The organism is Enterobacter cloacae complex sp. 302F9 (assembly GCF_050030335.1).
Lineage (GTDB): Bacteria > Pseudomonadota > Gammaproteobacteria > Enterobacterales > Enterobacteriaceae > Enterobacter > Enterobacter hormaechei_C.
The window spans coordinates 2,487,304-2,510,893 of the sequence record NZ_JBLGUC010000001.1; the positions used below are offsets into that span (position 1 = coordinate 2,487,304).

Below are 23,590 nucleotides of genomic sequence, written 5' to 3' on the forward strand. Positions count from 1 at the left end.
AGACTGCGCGTTATGTCGCTTCAGGAATTTTCATCAAGGTGTGACTGGGTGCAGCATCATTTCGCGGATTAACCCCGCCAGCTGGATGACCGCCTGCTCTTCCCGCTCGCCCCAGCCCCATGAGGTATTGAAACGGAAAAACGGTGTCCAGATATTGGAGGTGGAAAACATCTTGCCGGGCGCAATGCTAATTTGATGGGTTAACGCCTTCTCACTCAACCGCCCCGCATCCAGCTGTTCAGGTAGTTCCAGCCATAAAAAATAGCCGCTGTCGTTGTGATGGATTTTGACACCAGCAGGCATATGACGCAAAAGCGATTGCCAGGCCTGCTGTTTGCGTTCAGCAAGCGTGCGTCGCAGGCGACGAAGGTGGGCGTCGTAACGTTTGGTCGCCAGGTAATCCACCAGCGCCAGTTGCATGGGAGAGCTGGTGGACAACGTACTCATCAGCTGCAACTGCTGAATACGGCGCGCATGTTTTCCCGCCGCCACCCAGCCAATACGGAAACCGGCCACCAGACACTTGGAGAATGAGGAGCAGTGCAACGTCATATCCTGCTTATCCCAGGCCTTTGCCGGAAGCGGCTTTTCGCGGCCAAAGTAGAGTTCGCTGTAAACATCGTCTTCAATCAGCGTGACGTTATGCCGGGTGAGTAAGGCCACCAGCTGAGCTTTCTTCTCTGCACTCAGCGTGAAGCCGAGCGGGTTCTGACTGTTGGTCATCAGCCAGCAGGCTTTCACCGGATAATCATTTAACGCCTGCTCAAGGGCACTGAGATCGATGCCCTCACGCACGTCAGTGGCAACCGACAGCGCTTTCAGTTTCAGACGTTCAAGCGCCTGGAGTGCGCCATAAAAACAGGGGTTTTCAACGATAACCCAGTCCCCTGGTTCAGTCACAGCCTGCAAACTGAGGTTAAGCGCCTCAAGCGCGCCCGCGGTGATCACAATTTCATCCGGGGAGATATTCATTCCCTGCTGAGCGTAGCGACGGGCAATGGCATGACGTAAGTCGACGTTACCCGGCGGCAGGTTTTCGATCACGCTCATGGCGGTAGCCGTTTTGCTGACGTTAGCCAGCGATCGGTTGAGTTGCTGAAGCGGGAAAAGGCGCGGATCGGGAAACGCCGAGGCAAAAGGGACAACGGAGGGGTCGCGGCTGGCCTGTAGCACGTCGAAAATATAGGTGTTGATGTCGACCACTTCATCGCGCATCACCTGCGCGGGCGGTGCAGGCTGGTGTGTGATCGGGCGGGCGGCAACGTAATAGCCTGACTGCGGTCTGGCAACAATGCGCCCCTGACTTTCCAGCATCTGATACGCGTGGCCCACGGTCATAAAACTCATGCCGCTGCTTGCCACCTGCTCTCGCAGAGAAGGCAGCTTATCGCCCGGCAACCATACGCCAAGCTCAATCTGCGAGATAATTTGTTGCGCCAGACGCTGGTATTTTTTCATCAGATTCTCCTTATTGCTGACAGTGTATATCAGCAGGAGAAAAAGAGAAGATTTTGCTAACTGTTATAGGAAACGCGGCAGATTACTTGCGGTACTCTGTAATGTGATTCTGAGCAGAACGCGCTGCGGCCAGGTGGTCGAGCGTGATCATCGACGATTTGCAGAAAATGCATTTCGCGCCGAACGGATTTTTGTCAGACACATCAAAAGCTGAGGTGCGGTACTGCGAGCCATGACAGCATGGGCAGCGGAAATGGATATAAGAAGTCATAGGATTCTCCTGTAAACGTAAAAACGTAAATTACTCATGAGCCGATCAGGCAATAAATGGTTCGATACAAAACTAATCGGAATGTAGATAAAGACCCAAGAGAGGCTGCGGAGAGGCACAACGTGATGAGAACTGCTTTATAAAACTACGTCAGATATTTATTTGGATTCAAAACCAGAAATCCATTAACGCATGTTGCTGGCGACAAAGCAAGCTGTTTAATGCGTAAAAATCATAAAAAGAAATTTTTTATTCTTCCTTGTTACCTATATCAGCCAGATAAAGTTCACCTTTTCCCACAACTGTTATAGATAAATTATCGATTTCTGCTTCTGATATCTCACTTGCCGCCTCTCTATCATAACAGTACACCGTTTAACATTGAGGCAGTGCATGTTTGGTCCAGATGCGTTTCATCTTGCGCGAATACAGTTCGCCTTTACCGTATCCTTTCATATTATTTTTCCGGCGATAACCATTGGCCTGGCGAGCTATCTCGCCGTGCTGGAAGGGCTGTGGTTGAAAACAAAAAATCCCGTCTGGCGCTCGCTGTACCATTTCTGGTCGAAGATCTTCGCCGTCAACTTTGGGATGGGCGTGGTCTCTGGCCTGGTGATGGCTTATCAGTTTGGCACTAACTGGAGTGGGTTTTCGCAGTTCGCGGGCAGTATTACCGGCCCCCTGCTGACCTATGAAGTGCTTACCGCGTTCTTCCTTGAGGCGGGGTTCCTCGGGGTAATGTTGTTTGGCTGGAATAAGGTCGGGCCGGGGCTGCACTTCTTTTCGACCTGCATGGTCGCACTGGGGACCCTCATGTCTACGTTCTGGATCCTCTCGTCAAACAGCTGGATGCAGACACCGCAAGGGTATGAAATCATCAACGGTCAGGTCGTTCCGGTGGACTGGTTTGCCGTGGTGTTTAACCCCTCCTTCCCTTACCGCCTGCTGCACATGTCAATAGCGGCATTTCTCAGCAGCGCGCTGTTTGTCGGTGCTTCCGCGGCCTGGCATTTGCTGCGCGGAAACAATACGCCCGCTATTCGCACCATGTTTTCCATGGCGTTGTGGATGACGTTGATCGTGGCCCCAGTCCAGGCGCTGGTGGGGGATATGCACGGACTTAACACCTTAAAACACCAGCCAGCGAAAATAGCCGCCATAGAAGGCCACTGGGAGAATCCGCCGGGTGAGCCTACCCCACTGCTGCTATTTGGCTGGCCGGATATGGAGCAGGAACGGACCCGTTTTGGCCTGGAAATTCCCGCTCTCGGCAGCCTGATCCTGACCCACAGTCTCGATAAACAGGTTCCGGCATTGAAGGAGTTCCCAAAAGAAGATCGCCCGAACGCCACCATTGTCTTCTGGTCTTTCCGCATCATGGCCGGCCTGGGAATGTTGATGCTGCTCCTGGGCGTGACGGCAATCTGGCTGCGTTATAAACAGCGCCTTTATACCTCACGTTCCTTCCTGTGGTTTGCCCTGCTGATGGGGCCGTCCGGGCTGATCGCGATCCTCGCCGGATGGGTAACAACGGAGGTCGGCCGCCAGCCCTGGGTCGTCTATGGTCTACAGCGTACAAAGGATGCGGTTTCCGCGCATGGCGATCTGCACATGAGCGTCAGTTTGCTGGCCTTCTTCGTGGTTTATACCGCGGTATTCGGCGTGGGTTACAGCTATATGGTGCGTCTGATTAAAAAAGGGCCGCAGCCCCATGAATCCTTCGCGACTGAATCCGATGGCCGCCCTGCTCGTCCGCTTTCTGCCGTCACCACTGAATTTAAGGAGTAACCGTAATGGGTATCGATCTTTCCATTATCTGGTTCGTGATTATCGTTTTCGCCACGTTGATGTATATCGTGATGGACGGTTTTGATTTGGGGATAGGCATCCTGTTTCCGGCAACGCCGAATGCGGAAGACCGCGACGTGATGGTCAATAGCGTGGCTCCCGTCTGGGATGGCAACGAAACCTGGCTGGTGCTTGGCGGTGCGGCCCTGTTTGGCGCCTTTCCTCTCGCCTATGCGGTTATCATCGACGCGCTAACCATTGCACTGACAATAATGCTGATCGGGCTTATATTTCGTGGCGTCGCCTTCGAATTTCGCTTCAAGGCCACTCCGGCGCACCGCCCGTTCTGGGATAAGGCCTTTATTGGTGGATCAATTGTGGCGACCTTTAGCCAGGGCATCACCGTCGGCGCGGTCATCCATGGGTTCAGCGTCACTGGTCGCGCTTACAGCGGTGGTCCGTTTGACTGGTTTACCGCGTTCAATTTTTTCTGCGGTGCGGGTCTTGTAGTGGCTTACGCGCTGCTAGGTTCAACGTGGCTGGTAATGAAAAGCGAAAATGCCCTGCAACAGCGGATGCGTCAGGTATCGAAAGTGCTTCTGCTCCTGCTTCTGGTATTCATTGCAGTAATCAGTATCTGGACCCCTCTCGCCCAACCAGCTATTGCTGCGCGCTGGTTTACGCTGCCGAATCTGTTTTATCTGCTGCCCGTTCCTGCGCTGGTTGCGATCCTGAGTCTGTGCCAGTGGCGCTGCCTGAATGATCCTGCGAGCCATACTCTGCCGTTTATTATGACTTTAGGGCTGGTTTTTCTTGGCTTTAGCGGGCTTGGGATCAGCATCTGGCCGCATATTATCCCGCCGGACATTACCCTGTGGCAGGCCGCTGCGCCAGCCCAAAGCCAGGGCTTTATGTTAGTGGGTGCACTGTTGATCATTCCCGTGATTCTGGTCTACACCTTCTGGAGTTATTACGTTTTTCGCGGAAAAGTACAGCATGGGGAGGGTTATCACTGATGCAACAACCTGTATGGAAACGTTTGATGTGGCTTGCCATCATCTGGGGCGGCAGCGTTCTGGCGCTGGCCTGCGTAAGTATGCTCTTTAAAATGCTGATGACCGCAGCCGGATTTAAATCGCACTAACTCACTGACCGGGTGCGCCGCCGCCCGGTCCCTTCCCGCACTTTCAGATAAACCCCATTAACACCCAGGAGGGTATGGTTACACTGAAAAAATATTTACGGTATTGATAGTTTGAGAAAAAAAATGAAAAAGCTCGCGGCAGTAAGTTTAATCAGCCTCGCACTGGCTGGATGCGTTAATCCTGGTAAAGCCTCCGTTCAGACCGAACAGCTAGAGAATCATCGTTTCGTTCTGGAAAATGTGGATGGCAAAGCGGTTAAAGGCGGGAAAACGCAGCCTGAAATTCGCTTCAGTGCGCAACCCAATATCAGCCTGATTAACAACATTGTCGTCTCCGGCACAATGTGCAACGGCTTCAACGGCCAGGGGAAACTGTCCGAAGGAGAGTTGACGGTCAAAACGCTGGCAATGACGCGGAAACTCTGCACCGAGCCGCAGCTAAATGAACTGGATCAGACCATCGCCGATATGCTACGCACAGGCGCACAGGTAGACCTGACCGAAGACCAGTTAACGCTGGCGACAGCCAATAAAACATTGATGTTTAAGCGAGTCGAATAACTCAGTAACTTCCGCACGAACCTACGGCAAGCGACTGCTCACTACAGCGTTTGCCATTTGGCAATGCGCACATGCCGATGGCGGAGCCGTCGAGCTGACGGGCAACGGAGAGTGAACCGCCGATCATTGCGCAGTTGGCCTGACCTGAACTGGACATCGCCGCTCGCATACCCGGCGTAACGTGTGCCGCTGTCGCCTGCTGTACAGGTTCATTGCTGCATGCCGACAACAGTAACGCGGCACATCCGACCCAAAATGCTGAACGCATACCTTCCTCCCCATAATTAACGCGAAACCTATGCATAATAGGCATCACGCGCCGCATCGTCGAGAGCGGATGTGCGTATTTATGCGCCCTGGTTACAATTTCTCGCAATTTTTTAACGCGAGTAGCCATCGAGTCATTGATACAGCGCATACCAAGGACACAAAAGCGAAAATCGTAAAACCTGAGCTTTGCTAAAATACACAGATAATATTCAGGGTCTGTCGTCGTTTTTCAGGCCCCTCTTTTTGCGCAATGTAAGGGTGTTGTCCTATGCAAACTATTGACGGCAATGGTGCAGTCGCGTCTGTTGCGTTTCGTACCAGCGAAGTGATCGCCATCTACCCCATCACTCCCAGCTCCACGATGGCTGAACAGGCTGACGCCTGGGCTGGTAATGGGATAAAAAACGTCTGGGGCGATGTCCCGCGGGTTGTAGAGATGCAGTCCGAAGCCGGTGCCATTGCCACCGTGCATGGTGCGTTGCAGACCGGTGCCCTGTCGACCTCGTTCACGTCGTCTCAGGGGCTGCTGTTGATGATCCCCACGCTTTACAAGCTGGCAGGGCAATTAACGCCGTTTGTGTTGCACGTTGCCGCACGCACCGTAGCCACTCACGCTCTCTCTATTTTTGGCGACCACTCAGATGTGATGGCCGTGCGTCAGACCGGCTGCGCTATGCTCTGCGCCAGCAGCGTGCAGGAAGCGCAGGACTTCGCGCTGATTTCGCATATCGCCACGCTGAAAAGCCGAGTGCCATTTATTCATTTCTTCGATGGTTTCCGTACGTCCCACGAGATCAATAAAATCGTTCCGCTACCGGACGACACTATTCTTAATCTGCTGCCGCAGGCTGACATCGATGCGCATCGCGCTCGCGCCCTCAATCCGGAACATCCGGTGATCCGGGGTACCTCTGCGAACCCGGATACCTATTTCCAGTCCCGCGAGGCGACAAACCCGTGGTACAACGCGGTCTATGAGCACGTTGAACAGGCGATGGACGATTTTGCCGCTGCGACGGGCCGCGAATATAAGCCGTTTGAATATTACGGTCATCCGCAGGCCGAGCGCGTGATCGTCCTGATGGGCTCCGCCATTGGCACCTGTGAAGAGGTGGTTGATGAGCTATTGACGCGTGGTGAAAAAGTTGGCGTGCTCAAAGTTCGCCTCTACCGTCCCTTCTCAGCGAAACACCTGCTCGTAGCCCTGCCGGACAGCGCGCGTGCAGTGGCGGTACTGGACCGCACCAAAGAGCCTGGCGCACAGGCTGAGCCACTTTATCTGGATGTGATGACCGCTCTGGCTGAGGCGTTTAACCGCGGTGAGCGCGAAACGCTGCCGCGCGTCATTGGCGGGCGTTATGGATTGTCTTCCAAAGAGTTCGGACCGGAGTGCGTCCTGGCGGTATTTGCTGAACTCCGCGAGGCAAAACCGAAGCCGCGCTTTACGGTCGGCATTTATGATGACGTGACTAACCTTTCTCTCCCCTTGCCGGAAAACACCCTGCCCTCGAATGCGAAACTGGAAGCGCTGTTCTACGGTCTGGGTAGCGACGGCAGCGTCTCGGCGACCAAGAACAACATCAAAATTATCGGCAACTCTACGCCGTGGTATGCGCAAGGATATTTCGTCTACGACTCCAAAAAAGCGGGCGGACTGACCGTTTCCCACCTGCGCGTCAGCGAACACCCGATCCGCTCGGCATACCTGATTTCTCAGGCAGATTTTGTTGGCTGTCACCAGCTCCAGTTCATTGATAAATATCAGATGGCCGAGCGCCTGAAGCCCGGCGGTATTTTCCTGATCAACACCCCTTACAGCGCCGACGAGGTCTGGGCACGCCTGCCCCAGGAAGTCCAGGCAGTGCTTAACCAGAAACAGGCGCGCCTGTATGTCATTAACGCCGCGAAGATCGCCCGCGAATGCGGCCTGGCGGCGCGTATCAATACGGTTATGCAGATGGCGTTCTTCCACCTGACTAATATTCTGCCGGGCGACAGCGCGCTGATGGAACTCCAGGGGGCGATCGCCAAAAGCTACAGCAGCAAAGGTCAGGAGCTGGTTGAGCGCAACTGGCAGGCGCTGGCGCTGGCCCGCGAATCGCTGTTCGCGGTGCCGTTGCAGCCGGTCAATGCCAGCAGTCCGAACCGGCCGCCCGTGGTGTCTGACGCCGCCCCGGATTTCGTCAAAACCGTCACGGCGGCGATGCTTGCCGGACTGGGCGACACCCTTCCCGTCTCTGCGCTTCCGCCTGACGGCACCTGGCCGATGGGCACGACCCGCTGGGAAAAACGCAACATTGCCGAAGCGATTCCCATCTGGAAAGAAGAGCTGTGCACCCAGTGCAACCACTGCGTGGCGGCCTGCCCGCACTCGGCCATTCGCGCCAAAGTGGTGTCGCCAGAAGCGTTAGATGGCGCGCCGGAAAGTTTGCACTCGCTGGATGTAAAATCCCGCGATATGCGTGGTCAGAAATATGTCCTACAGGTGGCGCCGGAAGACTGTACCGGCTGTAACCTGTGCGTCGAGGTGTGCCCGGCGAAAGATCGTCAGGACCCGTCAATCAAAGCCATCAATATGATGTCGCGTCTTGAACATGTTGAAGAAGAGAAAGTGAATTATGATTTCTTCCTCGACCTGCCCGAAATCGATCGCAACAAGCTGGAACGCATTGACATTCGTACCTCGCAGCTCATCACCCCGCTCTTCGAGTACTCCGGGGCGTGCTCCGGCTGCGGCGAAACACCGTATATCAAACTGCTCACTCAGCTTTACGGTGACCGAATGCTGATTGCCAACGCGACGGGCTGCTCGTCGATCTACGGGGGTAACCTGCCGTCCACGCCATACACCACCGACGCGAACGGTCGCGGCCCGGCGTGGGCAAACTCGCTTTTCGAGGACAACGCAGAATTTGGTCTGGGATTCCGTCTGACGGTCGATCAGCACCGCGCCCGCGTAATGCGTCTGCTCGCACAGTTTGCCGATAAGATCCCGGCAGAACTGAATGATGCCCTGCATGCGGAGGCCACACCTGACGTTCGTCGCGCGCAGGTTGCTGAACTGCGCAACGCGCTTAAGGGTGTTGAAGGAGCTGAACAATTCCTGACTGATGCTGACGCGCTGGTTGAAAAATCTGTCTGGCTGATCGGCGGCGACGGGTGGGCCTACGATATTGGTTTCGGCGGTCTTGATCATGTCCTGAGCCTGACCGAAAACGTCAATATTCTGGTGCTTGATACTCAGTGCTATTCCAACACCGGCGGACAGGCCTCGAAAGCAACGCCATTGGGGGCGGTCACGAAATTTGGTGAGCACGGCAAGCGCAAGGCGCGTAAAGATTTGGGCGTCAGCATGATGATGTATGGACACGTCTACGTCGCGCAGATTTCGCTGGGGGCGCAGCTCAACCAGACGGTGAAAGCCATTCAGGAAGCGGAAGCGTATCCAGGGCCGTCGCTGATTATCGCCTACAGTCCGTGTGAGGAGCATGGCTACGATCTGGCGCTCAGCCACGACCAGATGCGTCAGCTCACCGCAACCGGCTTCTGGCCACTGTACCGCTTCGACCCGCGCCGTGCCGATGAAGGGAAATTGCCGCTGGCGCTGGATTCGCGTCCGCCGTCAGACGCCCTTGCCGAAACCTTACTTCAGGAGCAGCGTTTCCGCAGGCTGAACGCTCAACAGCCAGAAGTGGCAGAGCAGCTATGGAAGGATGCGGCAGCGGATCTACAGAAGCGGTATGACTTCCTGGCGCAACTGGCGGGGAAAGCCGAAAAATCGACCAGCGAATAACCTGTATGCCCGGCATGTCCGGGCATTTTTTTGCCAAAAAAAGCCCGATGCACGTGCACCGGGCGAATCCAGAAGATCGGTGAAAATTGCCTCAATGTTCTGAACAATATTCACGTGAATTATGGATGAAAAAATCTTAAAGGCATATAACGGCGTGAAGGTTACCTTGTTTTCCACGTAATTAATAATTTTTATTTTGTATTGATTATAATAATTCATTCATGGCATCAATCGTTATTTCTACCGCATCATTTAGTTTAGATTTTACTTAACCCGTAACAATTATATTTTATTCATCCGCCGTCAGAGTGATTTAGCATGGGACAGCTTTCCAGCCCGGAAAGTTCACGAAGTAATAAAAAAATAACTGCAAAGGAATAATCAAAATGCAAAGAAAAGTACTGGCACTGATGATCCCCGCTTTGTTAATGGCTGGCGCCGCTCACGCAGCTGAAATTTATAATAAAGACGGCAATAAACTGGATCTGTATGGCAAAGTAGATGGTCTGCATTATTTCTCTGACGACGCGTCTAAAGATGGCGATCAAACCTATATGCGACTGGGCTTCAAAGGTGAAACCCAAATCAACGACATGATGACCGGCTTCGCACAATGGGAATACAACATTCAGGCAAACAACACCGAAGGTTCTGACAATCAGTCCTGGACGCGTCTGGCCTTCGCGGGTGTGAAGGTGGGCGATTACGGCTCCTTCGATTACGGCCGTAACTATGGCGTCCTGTACGACGTTGAAGGCTGGACCGATATGCTGCCAGAATTTGGTGGCGACTCTTATACTTATGCCGATAACTTTATGACCGGTCGTGCAAACGGCGTGGCTACCTACCGTAACACCGACTTCTTTGGTCTGGTGCAGGGTCTGAACTTCGCGGTGCAGTATCAGGGTAATAATGAAGGCAGCAACTGTGACGAGTATGGCTGCTCTCAGGAAGGCACTAATAACCGTTCAGATAACAACATTCGTAATCAAAACGGTGATGGCTTCGGTATCTCCACCACCTATGACTTTGGCATGGGCTTCAGCGCAGGCGCGGCATATACGTCATCTGACCGTACCAACGATCAGGTTAGTGCTGGCACTGGCGCAGCATCTCAGTATGCAGGTGGCGATAAGGCGGATGCATGGACTGCTGGCCTGAAATATGACGCTAACAATATTTACCTGGCGGCAATGTATTCCGAAACCCGCAATATGACCCCTTATGGTTCAACCGATAGCCAAGATGGCGGCGGTATTGCAAACAAAACCCAGAACTTCGAAGTCACCGCACAATATCAGTTCGATTTCGGTCTGCGTCCGGCTATTTCCTATTTACAGTCCAAAGGTAAAGACCTGGGCAATGGCCAGGACGATAAAGATCTGGTGAAATACGCTGACGTCGGTGCTACCTACTATTTCAACAAAAACATGTCCACCTATGTTGATTATAAAATCAACCTGCTGGATGAAGATGATTCGTTCTACAAAAACAATGGCATCGGTACGGATGACATCGTAGCGTTAGGTCTGGTTTACCAGTTCTAATCCCGTTAGCCCGCAGCGATCTGCGGGCTAATTTTATCGCTGTTTCGCCTGTTCTTTGCGAAAAGAGAGATAACCAATTACCCCGCTGTCGCCATCCATAGGGTGATTTACTCCATCCATTACCGCCACTTCCGGGAAGTCGAATGGCGTGACATTTTCCAGACAGGCGACATTCACACCATATTCATTGGGATTGGAACGTCGTTGGTGGAACGTGTAAATACCGCAAATCGAACAGAAGAAATGGCGCGCCGTGCCGGTGTTGAAACGGTACTCTGTGAGCGTGTCCGCGCCCTGCGTCACCTTAATGCCCGTCAAAGGCGCTGAAACCACTACCGCCCCACGCATCCTGCAAAACGAGCAGCTACATCGACGAGCGGTATTCAGGCCGTCCGACAGCTCAACCGTAAATTTCACCGCCCCACAATGACACTGTGCATGACGAATGTCAGCCATCGTTATACTCCTTTTCTCACTAACTCAGCCGCTTTTAAAAAGACCTCATCTTCGACACCATCCCCCTTCTGCCTGCCGAGCCTTACCAGCTCAGCGACAATACTTTCACGGTTGATGATCTTCTGGGATGAAACCAGCCCGATAACGGCGGCACCAATCGCCAGCCCAACTAATCCTGTCTGCTCGTCTTTATTTTTCATAGAAGCGCTCCCTTGTCCCCCTCAAAAGCGTAGCAGGAGAAATGTAAAACGCGCTGGTACGCGGGAATGAGATCCGTGCTTTATCTCAGCTGTTCGCCAGGCAAAACAGGAGGGGTTCTGAGCGGTTATCAGACAACGTTGAAGAGGACAACATGAATAGCGGTGCGCATAGAGAGGCCGAATGGGTGTTAAAACCGCCTTTGAAAAGGCGGCAGGTCATTACTCTGGATCTTTATCGCCTGATTCAGGCGCTGAGCCAGGATCATCTTTCGGTTTTTTTCCATCCTTGTCCGGGTTATCCGGGCTGGGATTATAATCAGGATGGTCACCATTAACGGGACGGTCAGTCATTTTCACCTCCGTTTTTACTGCGTAAGCTGTAAGTGTAGACAACCCTTCAGTCTTAACCAAACTTCTCCTGTGGAGCTCATTTGTAAATCGTGCTGGCATTCGGCGCTGCAATCCGTACCATACACGACACACTTTCGCATGCTGGTTTTTACCGGTAGCCGCAAACCCGTCTTTTATCGCTAACCAGATGGGGCACGTACATGCGCAGATGGTGTATGAAATCTATGCTACATGGATAGAAGAGATGAACACGAAGCTGACGCTTTGAAATCGTTTTCCTCACCCTGTGCCCCATTTGAGATCTGAGTAACGAATAGATGCAACAAAATCAAGAAATTAACAAGAAAGAACAGTACAACCTGAATAAACTGCAAAAGCGACTGCGCCGTAACGTGGGCGAAGCCATTGCAGACTTCAATATGATTGAAGAAGGCGATCGCATCATGGTCTGCCTGTCGGGCGGTAAAGACAGCTACACCATGCTGGAGATCCTGCGCAATCTACAGCAAAGCGCACCGGTGAACTTTTCCCTGGTCGCGGTTAACCTCGATCAGAAACAGCCGGGCTTCCCGGAGCATATCCTGCCGGAGTACCTTGAGAACCTGGGCGTTGAGTACAAAATCGTAGAAGAGAATACCTACGGCATTGTTAAAGAGAAGATCCCAGAGGGCAAAACGACCTGCTCGCTCTGCTCACGTTTGCGTCGCGGCATTCTGTACCGCACTGCAACCGAACTGGGCGCCACCAAGATTGCGCTTGGTCATCACCGGGACGACATTCTGCAAACGCTGTTTCTGAATATGTTCTATGGCGGCAAAATGAAGGGAATGCCACCGAAGCTGATGAGCGACGACGGGAAACACATCGTGATCCGCCCACTCGCCTACTGCCGCGAGAAAGACATTGAGCGTTTCTCCCAGGCCAAAGCCTTCCCTATCATTCCGTGCAATCTGTGCGGCTCACAGCCGAACCTGCAACGTCAGGTCATTGGCGACATGCTGCGTGACTGGGATAAACGCTATCCGGGCCGCATCGAAACCATGTTCAGCGCCATGCAGAACGTGGTGCCTTCGCACCTCGCCGACGTTGAACTGTTCGATTTCAAAGGGATTAACCACGGTTCAGAGGTGGTGAATGGCGGGGATCTGGCGTTTGACCGCGAAGAGATCCCGATGCAGCCTGCTGGCTGGCAGCCAGAGGAAGAGGATGCGCAATTCGATGAACTGCGCCTGAACGTGGTAGAAGTCAAGTAACCTGGCAGCGTCTCAGATATCATTTCTGAGACGCGTTTTAAGCTTATTTCAGCAGTCGAACGCGGCAGGTCTTCCCTTTAATCTTCCCGCCCTGCAACTGTTTCCAGGCCTTATGTGCAACCGACTGGCGAACCGCTACGTAGACATGCGCAGGATGGACCGTGATCTTGCCAATATCTGCCCCGTCGAGACCGATATCCCCAGTTAACGCCCCCAGAACGTCACCGGGACGCATTTTGGCCTTTTTACCGCCGTCGATGCACAGGGTGGCCATCTCCGCCGCCAGCGGAGCGATGCTGATATTACCTGGGGCATTCACCCAGTTGAGTTTTAGTTGCAGCATTTCCGCAAGAATATTGGCGCGCTGCGCCTCTTCAGGTGCGCAGAAGCTGATGGCGAGACCACTGTTACCTGCGCGCGCGGTACGCCCGATGCGGTGGACATGCACTTCCGGATCCCATGCCAGTTCGAAATTCACCACCAGCTCAAGCGATTTAATATCCAGGCCACGGGCCGCCACATCCGTTGCAACCAGCACGCGAGCGCTGCCGTTAGCGAAACGCACCAGCGTCTGATCGCGCTCGCGCTGTTCCAGATCGCCATGCAGCGATAATGCGCTCTGTCCGGCATCATTCAGAGCATCGCACACCGCCTGACAATCTTTTTTGGTATTACAGAACACCACGCAGGACGCTGGCTGGTGTTGGCTCAGCAATTTTTGTAGCAGTGGAATTTTGCCGTGCTGCGATGTCTCGAAGAACTGCTGCTCAATCGCCGGTAACGCATCGACAGTATCGATTTCAATGGTCAGCGGGTTCTTCTGCACGCGCCCGCTGATCGCCGCTATCGCCTCTGGCCAGGTGGCAGAAAAGAGCAGCGTCTGGCGTGTGGCTGGGGCAAAGCGGATCACTTCGTCAATCGCATCGCTGAAGCCCATATCCAGCATGCGGTCAGCTTCATCCATCACCAGCGTTTGCAGTGCATCGAGTGAAACGGTGCCTTTTTGCAGGTGATCGAGCAGACGGCCCGGCGTTGCCACAATGATATGCGGCGCGTGCTGAAGGGAATCGCGCTGCGCACCGAACGGTTGCCCGCCGCAGATCGTTAAAATTTTAGTGTTAGGCAAAAAACGCGCCAGACGACGCAGCTCACCCGCGACCTGGTCGGCCAGCTCGCGCGTCGGGCAGAGTATCAGGGACTGGGTCTGAAACAGGGTTGCATCAATGTGTTGTAACAGGCCTAGCCCAAATGCAGCCGTTTTTCCACTGCCGGTTTTCGCCTGCACGCGCACGTCACGGCCTTCAAGGATAGCCGGCAACGCGGCGGCCTGGACAGGGGTCATAGTGAGATAGCCCAACTCATTCAGGTTAGTCAGTTGGGCTTCAGGCAGAACGTTCAGCGTGGAAAAAGCGGTCACAATATACTCTCGTGGTAATGATTGCAGTCAGATGGCGCGTATCCTCGCAGATCTGCGCTAACGATGCGACAATTTAATCGGTTCTTCATCGGGCGGCGGATCCGGCATCGGCTGCGGACGTGGGACAGGATCGGGTATCGGCGTCGGATCGGTGGGCACCGAATCGGACTGCCAGGTGTTGAGGCGTTGCAGGGCAAGTAGCATACTCATCTTTTCCTCCAGATTAGGGTGCTGACCCCTAAAGGGTAGACGCAGATAAACAGGAGGCAAAAAAAAAGCCGACTATGAAGTCGGCGTCGTACGAATCAATTGTGCTATGCAGTAATTCAAAAAAAGGAAGTAAGACAATATGGAGCGCAACGCCCATCGCTTGACGTTGCATTCACCTGCGGGAGTAATATTGCACCTAACATGGTCGGAGTTTATTGACTTCGCTCAATTAAAATGTCGTTTTGAAGCCGACTCTGCCTCAGAAAAGCGTAAATTTACAGCCATTTACTACGATGCAACCACCATGCAACACCCCCAATCAAAACCACTAACATGACGCAAAACGTGGTGAAGCCATAGTGATATTCACCGCCGGGGATCCCTCCGAGGTTTACGCCAAACAACCCCGTCAGGAAGGTACTCGGTAAAAAGACCATCGCCATCAGCGACATGGTGTACGTTCTCCTGGCTAACGACTCCTGCATCACCTGGGCTATCTCATCCGCCATGACTGCCGTTCTGGCAATACATGAGTCAATCTCGTCCAGTCCACGTCCGAGCCGGTCAGCGATATCCTGCATTCTGCGGCGTTGATCGTCGTTCATCCAGCTCATGCGTTCGCTGGCCAGCCGCGCATAAACGTCGCGCTGAGGGGTCATATAGCGGCGCATCACGATGAGCTGCTTACGCAGCAGCGCCAGAAAACCACGTGGGGGGATTTGCTGATCGAGCAGGTTATCTTCCAGATCGATGATTTTATCGTGAAGTTCTTCTATAAACTCGCTGGCATGATCGGTCAGCGCATCACACACATCCACCAGCCAGCTGCCGCAATCCGTAGGTCCGGTGCCCTCTTTCAGATCGTTAATGACGTCATCCAGCGCCAGCACTTTTCTCTGGCGGGTGGAAACAATCAGCCGTTCATCCATATAAACACGCATTGCCACCAGCTGATCCGGACGCTCATCCGTACTGCCGTTTATACAACGCAGCGTAATTAGCGTCCCCTCACCCATCCGGCTGACGCGGGGTCTGAGACTTTCTCCCGCCAGCGCATCCCGAACGTTGTTGGGCAATAGCGGCGTGGACGCGAGCCACTCGGCGCTGTCCGGGTGCGTGTAGTTGAGGTGCAGCCAGCATGGATGTTCGCTGTCGATGTGATCCTGATCTTCAAGCGGCCTTGCGCCGCCTTGTCCATCAAACACCCATGCAAAAACTGCGTCAGGTACGTTAACCTCAGACCCTTTAATGCTCTCCACAGCGCCTCCACCGTTTTATCTCTTTCGGTGTCAGTCTAGCTTTCGCCGAGGGTTAAGCAATAATTATGTGAGGCATCGTCCTGAATACGTTCAGGAATTCACCGCCCATTCGCGGCTTTTTAATGCATTATCAGTCTGGAACTCATTTTCCAGACGGAAATTACGTGTTCGTGTCTGAAGCTCAATCACCTGATTGCGCAGCACATCTGACGATCCATTGAGTTCTTCAATCCGGCTCAGGCGCGGCTCATATTTCAGCAACACGGCCGACAGTGTGGTGATCAGCTGGTGGGCGGTCCCGGGCATTCCCTGGAGGATTTTTGTCATATCCGGCAGGCCGTAGTCCGGCAAGTGAGCCAGCGTACCGGCGCGGCAGTTGAGGATGCGCTGCATGTTATCGAGTACTGATAAAATCACCTGATTCTGTTCGCTGACCTGGTTGAGGCTCAGGCCACCTGAGAAATTGCCGCTCAGCATTTCATACAGCGATGGCGTATTATGTCCCTTAGGCATCAGTCATCCTTCAATGGCTGTAACGTCAGGTGGTTATTCCCGGCCTCCAGAATGCGCGGCTTATCCGGATCGAGATCTTCACGTTTTAGAACCTGCTTCCAGGTATTGTTTACCAGGTCCGGGTGACGAAACAGGCCGACTACCGCGACAAACTGCGTTTCTTCTTCCATTGGCATATCAAGATTTGTATCACCGCCCGGTTTTACGACCACATCGCGGGTCGCCATCAGGTCGGTTTTCAGAATAGTTTCGCCATCGTTCAGTAGTTGCTGGTAAACCGTTTTATCGAAGATTTTACGGTCTTTCAGCTGATAGACACGAACTACCACCGGCTCGGAGAGTGAGTTACTTTCGCGGGAATCGGTGTTTAGCGCTTCACGCGCCGTGAAATCCAGGTGCAGCATCTTAATTTTTTTGTAGAACACGGCGTTAAATGCCGATTTGGTGCCATCGGTGATACCCTGCGTCATCCCGCACCCCGTCAGGCTGAACACCAGCAGTGCAGGCAACCAGCCTGCGGATTTAATCAAACTTGTACGTAACACGTCGGTTTCCTTGTTGTGGTATTGCCGGCTTCAGGCCAGTGTAATAGCCCAGTTCCGTCGTAAAGGTCGGTGGGATATCGTCTTTAAGTTCCCCCTCATCAGCACCCAGCACGCCGTTCATCCCGAGCCAGAAAGGGCCTTCGCCAAGCGGCGGAACGGCCAGCAGTCGGGTCCGTGTGGTCAGGGTGATCTTTGCTTTAAAACGCCAGCCGAGCCAGACACGAAGCATCACCAGAAAGTCCTGATACAGCAGACCGTCCGGCTTCCAGCCCTGTGCCTCCTGTTCATTATCCGTTGTAAGCGCAACCAGCAGTTGGCTACCCGCATCCATCGCTTCGTCACCCAGTGGCGTGTTGCCGTCCAGCAGAAAATCGTCATCACCGTAAAAGCCCAGCGGCTGACCCATTTCCACCGGCCGCAGGCAGTATGGGCTGACCTTCACGGTGGTATCCGGGGCCAGCAACGTCACCAGCGCCTGCATTCCCTCCTGAGTTTTGCCCGGTTGCTGTAGAACACCCAGCAGAGCCAGAAAACGGGATACCGGTGTGGCGATGTGGTCTGCTGTGCCGGGAATACCCAATCCCACCAGGCCCAGCAGTGACTGCGAGATGCTGTCCGTACCACCGGGTTCAAAGGTGGCCGGATAAGAGTATTTACGCCAGATACGGTAAAACTGCGTCAGAATGCGATGGCTGAAAATATCCAGAAAACCCTGTAGTGCGTCATGCCCTTCCCGACGCTGAGCGATGTCATCGAGATACGCCATCGGCAGGGGTGAGTCGACACCGTACATTCCCATAAAGGTCGTGCGGATACGTGGTGGCCGGCTGTCATCATCCTCATCATACTCCACGGCTTTCAGCTCACTGGCCGGAAATCCCATGCCCGGATGCGGGGCAAAGCGTACCGGGTCATCGCCCGGGTGACTGGTCGAGCCCATCAGCGGCCTGCCCGGGTTACGCTTCTCCAGCAACTGGCATAAACGGTAAAAGTTAATACGATGCAGGTCGGCTTTACGGCTTCGCTCGCGCTGAGGATGGAGCTGTGTTCCATACTGGGTTAGTAATCCCGCCAGTAACTCAAGCCCTTCAGCAAACCCGGTTTCACCGTCCTGGTGCAAGCGCGCCCAACAATAGTAAGTAGCAACCCGGACATCTTTGGCCACAGTGATCAGCACCTTTTCAGCCAGCTGGCAAATCAGCCCGGTATCAATGCCGGAAAGTTTATTGACCTCCTCCCGGATACGCTGGAAATCATCGTCATAACCCGGGTCTTCTCCTGTAGGATTAATCTCACTGATAGGGGTAAGCCAGCGCTGCCAGCTTTCCATACGTGACTGCGCCTGCTGTCGTAGCAAGGTTTAATCCGCCTGGCAGGCAACAACCAGATTCTGCAAAGCGTCCATTATTCGACTCCGTCCATGTCACTGTTTTCTGTGTTGGTCATCAGCGCCTGCGCCATAGCCGCGCTGTCGACGCTGAATATTTGATCTGGCAGCGTAAAACCCCGGAGTGCCAGTAACGCCAGCGGCCCACTGCCCAGTTGTGAACGCAGTACCCACTGTAGGGTATGACCATCCGGGGCGGTAAAACTCATCATCCACTGACTGCGGTCAAGCTGCTCTCTCTTACTTTCATCCAGCCAGCGAATAAAGCCCCAGGTTCCGCTGTAATCACCAAACAGACGTGCACCCGCATTGACGGTGGTCCATGTCAGCATGGCTCCGGGCTTGTAGGTGTCACCAGGCCAGCGGAAGCTCTGCCAGTCTGCCATCTGGTTGAAGTAGTGCAGCTTTTGTCCATCGATAGTCAGTTGCGTTTCTACCACCTGCGGTACTGGACGCGCCTGTAGCTCAAAGCTGATGCCCTGACTGCCGTCGGTAAATAAGATATCCGATAGCTGGCTGAGCTGATTAATCGCCCGCAGGAAGGCTGGATTAAAGCTCAGCCCCTGGCTATTAACCTTATCTGGCACCCACTGGCTGCCCTCCTTATGCAGCACACCGCCGAGTTCCGCGGTCAGGAAGCGCTCAATGCGTCCGCTGTCCTTACGCACAAACTCAGCCAGCATTGGCAGAGAGGAATCACTCTTGCTGATCGCGAATGGGAAACGTCCGTCAAATGCCGTATGCCAGTTCGCCACCACGGAGCGACCCCATTTGTCATTCAGGCTCGCTGCCGATGGCTGAAGCACAGTTTCCCAGGCCTGGGTCAGTGGCTGCACAAACATGGTGCTGCCAAAACCACTCCACTCTTCGCCCAGGCTTGCAGCAATCAGGCTGCCGTACTGCTGGGTGTCGGTCAGATCCACGCTTTTACCCTGGAACACGGTCTGCGCCAGGCTCTGCATCATTTCCTGAGGGTCAGAGGCGCTGGCGACCTGTTGCAGACGCAGACGCACACGGGTGATACGGGTAAGATACGTTTGCAGGCTCAGTGAGTTGTCAGCCGACATAACGTTGCTGCCTTTGTTTTTACCCATAAGTGTCAGCAACGGTCCAAAGGTTTCATCCAGTGGGCCCTGCGGGCCTGAGGCTGACTGGTCAATTACCGGTTTGTCCTTCCCGCCTACCAGGTCTTTAGCCGATTTGATGATGGAGTCCGACAGGCCTTCACTCTTCTGGCCGGTCTGCCCCTGCCAGGCGAGGGTGTTCATCAGGGCAATCAGAGGTGACTGGCGAACATCACTCATCAGCGTCAGCTGGTCAGTGACGTCAGCAATATTGTTTGCCGAATTAAGTTGCAGGCTGTTGAGGAAGCTCAGCCAGCTACCGGCAAAGTCGGTGAAGTAGCGTTCCGTCAGACGTGCTTTCAGTGCTTCCGGCGACAGGTCTGAGGAGACGGCTTTCCGGCTGTCGCTCAGCACCCAGTCAATTTCATCGCGGCGGGAGTTTGCCGCTTTCTCGATGGCCTGCTGAATACCTCCCTCCCAGGCCTGACGGGTGAACATGCCCGGCACCACCTCATCAGTGGTAAACAGGCGACGGGCATCGGTACCGCCGGTCATGTCCTCCAGAGACACATCGGCGAAGTTACGACGCACGGATTTGAGCATGTTCTCGTACAGCGTACTTTCCGCGTTGCGCCGTCCAATTTGCTGCAACAGCACCTGGCGGCTCTGGCTGACCAGTTGCTCATCCGGTGTGGTTTTCCACTGTGACTGCGCTGGCAGTTCGTTGATGTAGAAAGCCCACAAATCCGGTGACAGGCTTTGCCACAGGCCAGCTGAGATGCCTAAACGCGTCGGATGCACGGTTTTCATGGTTTGCGCGTAAAATGCACCATCAGCTTTATCCGGACGGGACATCATCAGCCAGGCTTTCAGCTGGTCATAACCCGGTTTCGCCATCTGTATCCGCTGGTCGCTGTTGGGTGCCGAATTGACCAGCGCAATGAGCTTCTGCTTAAGCGCTTCATTTGCCGGGTCACGTATCAGACGGTTGTTCGCCACCCCGTACCAGGGCAGCATTGCGTCAAGCAACTGCTGATCATGGTCCAGACCAAAGCGCTGATACCATGGCGCGCCGTCCTGAATATGGTGCAGCAGACGACCGGCATCATTACGCAGAGCATGCAGGGCCGTCAGTTGGTAATCCGATACAGAAGTGTGCTCCACCAGAGCATGAGCCTGCTGTGCAACAGAAACGATTTGTGACCGGTTGACCGCAAACGACAGCAGCGTCCCTACCCCCCAGACACTGATGATGGCCATCAGTGCCCAGGCCAGCGCTCGTTCCCAGGGCATACCGACACGACGGCCACGTATGCGGGTGCAGTCGTCAACAATACCCTGCCAGGTTGCTGGCAGAGTCAGGGCATGACGCTGTGATCCATAATTCTCAGCGTCGGCTGTTCCCGCTGACATTCCGGCAGGTTTCTTCTCCGACAGGCTGAACATCAGACCACGTAGCGGGACGCGCTGCTGAGAAACAAAGAGCCATGGCTGCAACTGCTGAGCCCAGCGGGCAATAGCACCGTCGTTCAGGTGCTGGCTCAGGCGCAGCAGGAAGTCGTGGCTGCTGTTTTCCGCGACCTGACTCATCCCCTGCGCCCGCAGGGCCGGCAGCATCAGTTCCAGCTGGCGGATTACATCGTCTTCTTTTGCGCGTGGTGGAAAGCTTGCACCTACCGCCTGCTCAGGACGCGTACCCTGCGACCAGTGACTGCTGCACAGTTGCCACAGCCAGACCGGAGCGGAATAACGCAGCAGTTCGCTGATTTTTTCCAGGCCGCGTAAATCGCTATCGCTGATATGTGGGGTAAGATTAAGCGACTCGGGCAGTACACGGATAATCCCGTCCAGCGGGCGTCCACGGCGTAGCTTACGCAGCGCGGTGTATTTTTCGCGGTCAGGCTCCGATGCCAGGCTGCCGCCATAAATTAGCACGGTGCGGTTGCTTTCAAGCCACTGCTGCTGTTGCAGGCCGGGTAGCAGTTGCTCAATCGCGGCTTCATCGCCGGTGATCAGCAGCAGGCGGACTTTACGCCGCCAGAAGAACGAGTGCCGCCTTCTGAGATTCCTGCTCAGTGCTGAAAAATCATATTGATCCGACGCGCTTTCTTCGTTGGGATTGTTTTCACCATCAGGCGTAACGGGAGAGGGATTTTGTTGCCTGGACAACCTAAAGAACACCAGGGTGCATAATGTGGCGGTCAGAATGATGCAACCTGCCAGCACATACCAGAAATTATCGTCACCGCTACCGGACGGTAACTGCGCTGTCTGTGCAAAAATAAAGAGTATCATCAGCAGAACTGCCACGATAAGTAGTCCTGCTCCCAGTGGCTTTGAAACCTTTTTCATGCCGGTTATTCCTTTCCGGAGTGTCGTGCAACCCTGATAAATTCCGGGCGCTGAAGACGGGCTGTAATTCGTCTCAGCAAAATGGCCAGCCCAGGCAATGTCACAATCATTGAAAGCAGAAGAAGAGAGATCCCTGCCCAGGAGAATGCAGTTGAAGGGAAATAGCGGATCATCAGACTGTACAGCCCAGCATTAAGCAGTAATGCCATAAGAACAGATCCCCCGGGAAAGGGAGGCTGAATCACGAAATGATCATGCCCGACTGCAGGAACGGCGTTTCCGAGCGACACAGCCCAGGCATCGTCTTCACCTTCGAGAAGAAGCCACTGGCTGGTGGGGCCATAAGCAGCCATCTCAGCCGCAGCGCCAGTCATTGCCCAGCCAGCAAGACCGCCATACCGGACACTGGCGGTGTCATAGTCAATGACACCGCCGGTGCCAATGCTATCGTACAAAGGAACCGACAGATCATTCAGCACCCTGCTCACTGACTGTCTTGGCGCATCTGTGAGCCCACTGTGCCAGACAAGGTGTTTCTTGCTGGCAGACGTGAGGGCCATATCCCGTAATTCAGTGAGTTCCGTTGCAAGCATACGGGTGTTGAGCGGCATCGCCCGGAAAAGCCGTAACGCATTTTTTTGCTCACCCAGATTCAGCATCGATGGTGGCATCAAAAATAACGCGCTGGCAAATTCCGGCAGAACATCATTGGGCAAACGATAGTGCATTGCCAGTACCAGTACGGGCCGCTTTGTTGACGCCACAAACTGATTCCAGTCATCAAAGGATGAGTCTACGTCCTGAAAATGAATCTCAGCTTTCCAGGGAGGGGAACCTGCTGACCAGATACGATAGAAAGACTGAGATTCACGGTCTTTGTCGCTACCGTTGGTCTGAACAATAATCTGGAGTGGGCCGGAAGAATATCGCCGCCGAATCGAGGGCATTATCTGAGCAATGAGATGACGAAGCAGCTGCTCAAAACGTGAAATACCGGGTGTAAGCGGTTCGTCTGGCAACATTGTGAGAGGCGATGTGTCTGCACTTTCCTCTTCCTGCGTATGTGCGAGACGATCTAACAGTCCCGTATCGGCAGTAATGAAAACATGGCTGAGAATGACAAGATGCTGTTGTGCACGTAAGCGCCACTTCAGACGCATGTTCCGGCACCACTCATTCCAGTTCCAGACACGAACTGCCAGCATTTCCTGCCTGAAAGTGTAAACCGCGATGGCTGCCGAAATGCCCGCAAATGTCCAGGCCGTCAGTGGCAACCAGGCCCCACTGCTCAATGAAAGTAACCCTGTCGCCGGAGATTTCAGTACAGCAACAAGCAGCCCGGTGAAAAGTCCGAGAATAATAATCAACAGACAGTTCCACGGTGACCAGGATGGTGCCTGCTCTTTTTCAGGCACTTCCGGAAGAGACCATCCCATCAGCCAACCTCCATATCCGGCATACTTGCGATGACACTCGAACCACACTGCGTCTTGCAGCCATGCAATACAATTCCACGCCCGTTTTCTTCATACGCAGAAACATCGCATTCAATAATTTTATTCATACCGTGTTCCGGGCAACTGACGGTATCATTCAAAAGTGCGGCATTTTTACCGGATATATCGAAACTGGATGAGGCTGATGTGACTTTGCCACCATGCGTAGTGGCATCCCCTAAAACGACGACAAATTTCCCCATTTGCTAATCCTTTAATTCGAAGAAAACAACTGACTATATAGCGTTGAATTTT

Annotated in this window: 22 protein-coding genes and 2 pseudogenes; 8 read left to right on the forward strand and 16 right to left on the reverse strand. The window is 53.9% G+C overall.

Going from position 1 to position 23,590, the window contains the following annotated elements; translation table 11 throughout:
* Positions 1-33: 33 nt before the first annotated feature.
* Entirely contained in the window at positions 34-1,458 is a 1,425-nt protein-coding gene (locus ACQG0T_RS12080) for a PLP-dependent aminotransferase family protein (RefSeq protein ID WP_032103602.1), read from the reverse strand.
* An 82-nt stretch (positions 1,459-1,540) separates the two neighbouring features.
* Complete coding sequence (locus ACQG0T_RS12085; protein WP_017693360.1) at positions 1,541-1,729, reverse strand: hypothetical protein; 189 nt, start codon at positions 1,727-1,729, stop codon at positions 1,541-1,543.
* Between the two features lie 393 nt (positions 1,730-2,122).
* On the opposite strand from ACQG0T_RS12085, the gene ACQG0T_RS12090 reads away from it, so the two are divergent.
* The 4 genes from ACQG0T_RS12090 (at position 2,123) to hslJ (ending at position 5,222) form a co-directional block, all read left to right on the forward strand.
* Positions 2,123-3,517, forward strand: a complete 1,395-nt coding sequence (locus ACQG0T_RS12090; protein ID WP_032103603.1) for a cytochrome ubiquinol oxidase subunit I — start codon at positions 2,123-2,125, stop codon at positions 3,515-3,517.
* Between the two features lie 5 nt (positions 3,518-3,522).
* The gene (cydB, locus tag ACQG0T_RS12095; protein WP_271040273.1) at positions 3,523-4,533 is read left to right on the forward strand and encodes a cytochrome d ubiquinol oxidase subunit II; all 1,011 of its coding nucleotides are present in this window, start codon (positions 3,523-3,525) and stop codon (positions 4,531-4,533) included.
* Positions 4,533-4,661, forward strand: a complete 129-nt coding sequence (locus tag ACQG0T_RS12100) for a DUF2474 domain-containing protein (protein ID WP_017382264.1) — start codon at positions 4,533-4,535, stop codon at positions 4,659-4,661. The genes cydB and ACQG0T_RS12100 overlap by 1 nt, the downstream gene beginning before the upstream one ends.
* A 123-nt stretch (positions 4,662-4,784) precedes the next feature.
* Positions 4,785-5,222, forward strand: a complete 438-nt coding sequence (gene hslJ / locus ACQG0T_RS12105; protein WP_015570436.1) for a heat shock protein HslJ — start codon at positions 4,785-4,787, stop codon at positions 5,220-5,222.
* 1 nt (position 5,223) lies between these two features.
* On the opposite strand, the gene ACQG0T_RS12110 is transcribed toward hslJ, so the two are convergent.
* Positions 5,224-5,490, reverse strand: coding sequence for a putative hemolysin (locus ACQG0T_RS12110; protein WP_003856935.1), 267 nt, complete (start codon positions 5,488-5,490; stop codon positions 5,224-5,226).
* 270 nt (positions 5,491-5,760) lie between these two features.
* On the opposite strand from ACQG0T_RS12110, the gene nifJ reads away from it, so the two are divergent.
* Both nifJ and ompC read left to right on the forward strand, forming a co-directional pair.
* Positions 5,761-9,285 (forward strand): pyruvate:ferredoxin (flavodoxin) oxidoreductase, encoded by a 3,525-nt coding sequence (gene nifJ, locus ACQG0T_RS12115; protein WP_032103605.1) that lies wholly within the window; start codon positions 5,761-5,763, stop codon positions 9,283-9,285.
* Positions 9,286-9,671: 386 nt separating this feature from the next.
* Complete coding sequence (ompC, locus tag ACQG0T_RS12120) at positions 9,672-10,832, forward strand: porin OmpC (protein WP_023303805.1); 1,161 nt, start codon at positions 9,672-9,674, stop codon at positions 10,830-10,832.
* A gap of 33 nt (positions 10,833-10,865) precedes the next feature.
* Here ompC and ACQG0T_RS12125 read toward each other — a convergent pair whose 3' ends face one another.
* The 3 genes from ACQG0T_RS12125 to ACQG0T_RS12135 all read right to left on the reverse strand — a co-directional run bounded on the left by ACQG0T_RS12125 (position 10,866) and on the right by ACQG0T_RS12135 (position 11,839).
* Entirely contained in the window at positions 10,866-11,288 is a 423-nt protein-coding gene (locus tag ACQG0T_RS12125) for a GFA family protein (protein WP_017382259.1), read from the reverse strand.
* Between the two features lie 2 nt (positions 11,289-11,290).
* Positions 11,291-11,488, reverse strand: a complete 198-nt coding sequence (locus ACQG0T_RS12130) for a hypothetical protein (RefSeq protein ID WP_000790642.1) — start codon at positions 11,486-11,488, stop codon at positions 11,291-11,293.
* Positions 11,489-11,707: 219 nt separating this feature from the next.
* Positions 11,708-11,839, reverse strand: coding sequence for a hypothetical protein (locus tag ACQG0T_RS12135; protein ID WP_017693355.1), 132 nt, complete (start codon positions 11,837-11,839; stop codon positions 11,708-11,710).
* A gap of 70 nt (positions 11,840-11,909) precedes the next feature.
* Here ACQG0T_RS12135 and ACQG0T_RS12140 point away from each other — a divergent pair.
* A pseudogene (locus tag ACQG0T_RS12140) lies at positions 11,910-12,107 on the forward strand (tyrosine-type recombinase/integrase); the annotation flags it as partial.
* 49 nt (positions 12,108-12,156) lie between these two features.
* On the forward strand, positions 12,157-13,092 hold the full coding sequence (ttcA, locus tag ACQG0T_RS12145) for a tRNA 2-thiocytidine(32) synthetase TtcA (RefSeq protein ID WP_001186974.1): 936 nt from the start codon (positions 12,157-12,159) through the stop codon (positions 13,090-13,092).
* A gap of 43 nt (positions 13,093-13,135) precedes the next feature.
* Here the strand turns inward: ttcA and dbpA are convergent, their stop codons facing one another.
* From dbpA to ACQG0T_RS12195, 10 genes and pseudogenes are all read right to left on the reverse strand, one after another.
* Complete coding sequence (gene dbpA / locus ACQG0T_RS12150; protein ID WP_023303807.1) at positions 13,136-14,509, reverse strand: ATP-dependent RNA helicase DbpA; 1,374 nt, start codon at positions 14,507-14,509, stop codon at positions 13,136-13,138.
* 57 nt (positions 14,510-14,566) lie between these two features.
* On the reverse strand, positions 14,567-14,713 hold the full coding sequence (locus ACQG0T_RS12155) for a hypothetical protein (RefSeq protein WP_416347467.1): 147 nt from the start codon (positions 14,711-14,713) through the stop codon (positions 14,567-14,569).
* 281 nt (positions 14,714-14,994) lie between these two features.
* Positions 14,995-15,978, reverse strand: coding sequence for a zinc transporter ZntB (zntB, locus tag ACQG0T_RS12160; protein WP_017382256.1), 984 nt, complete (start codon positions 15,976-15,978; stop codon positions 14,995-14,997).
* A gap of 90 nt (positions 15,979-16,068) precedes the next feature.
* Positions 16,069-16,491: a type VI secretion system baseplate subunit TssE gene (gene tssE, locus ACQG0T_RS12165; protein ID WP_271040275.1), complete on the reverse strand. Its 423-nt coding sequence runs from the start codon at positions 16,489-16,491 to the stop codon at positions 16,069-16,071.
* Positions 16,491-17,036 carry a type VI secretion system lipoprotein TssJ gene (gene tssJ / locus ACQG0T_RS12170; protein WP_032648436.1) on the reverse strand — a complete coding sequence of 182 codons (546 nt, stop codon included), beginning with the start codon at positions 17,034-17,036 and terminating at the stop codon, positions 16,491-16,493. The genes tssE and tssJ overlap by 1 nt, the downstream gene beginning before the upstream one ends.
* Complete coding sequence (gene tssG, locus ACQG0T_RS12175; RefSeq protein ID WP_426723880.1) at positions 17,014-18,042, reverse strand: type VI secretion system baseplate subunit TssG; 1,029 nt, start codon at positions 18,040-18,042, stop codon at positions 17,014-17,016. Before tssG ends, tssJ begins: the two co-directional genes overlap by 23 nt.
* 24 nt (positions 18,043-18,066) lie before the next feature.
* Positions 18,067-18,366: pseudogene (locus ACQG0T_RS12180) on the reverse strand (ImpA family type VI secretion system protein); the annotation flags it as partial.
* 74 nt (positions 18,367-18,440) lie between these two features.
* Positions 18,441-21,839 (reverse strand): ImcF-related family protein, encoded by a 3,399-nt coding sequence (locus ACQG0T_RS12185; protein WP_214587198.1) that lies wholly within the window; start codon positions 21,837-21,839, stop codon positions 18,441-18,443.
* Between the two features lie 5 nt (positions 21,840-21,844).
* The gene (locus tag ACQG0T_RS12190) at positions 21,845-23,275 is read right to left on the reverse strand and encodes a hypothetical protein (RefSeq protein ID WP_271040276.1); all 1,431 of its coding nucleotides are present in this window, start codon (positions 23,273-23,275) and stop codon (positions 21,845-21,847) included.
* On the reverse strand, positions 23,275-23,538 hold the full coding sequence (locus ACQG0T_RS12195; RefSeq protein WP_032648447.1) for a PAAR domain-containing protein: 264 nt from the start codon (positions 23,536-23,538) through the stop codon (positions 23,275-23,277). The genes ACQG0T_RS12190 and ACQG0T_RS12195 overlap by 1 nt, the downstream gene beginning before the upstream one ends.
* Positions 23,539-23,590 lie beyond the last annotated feature (52 nt).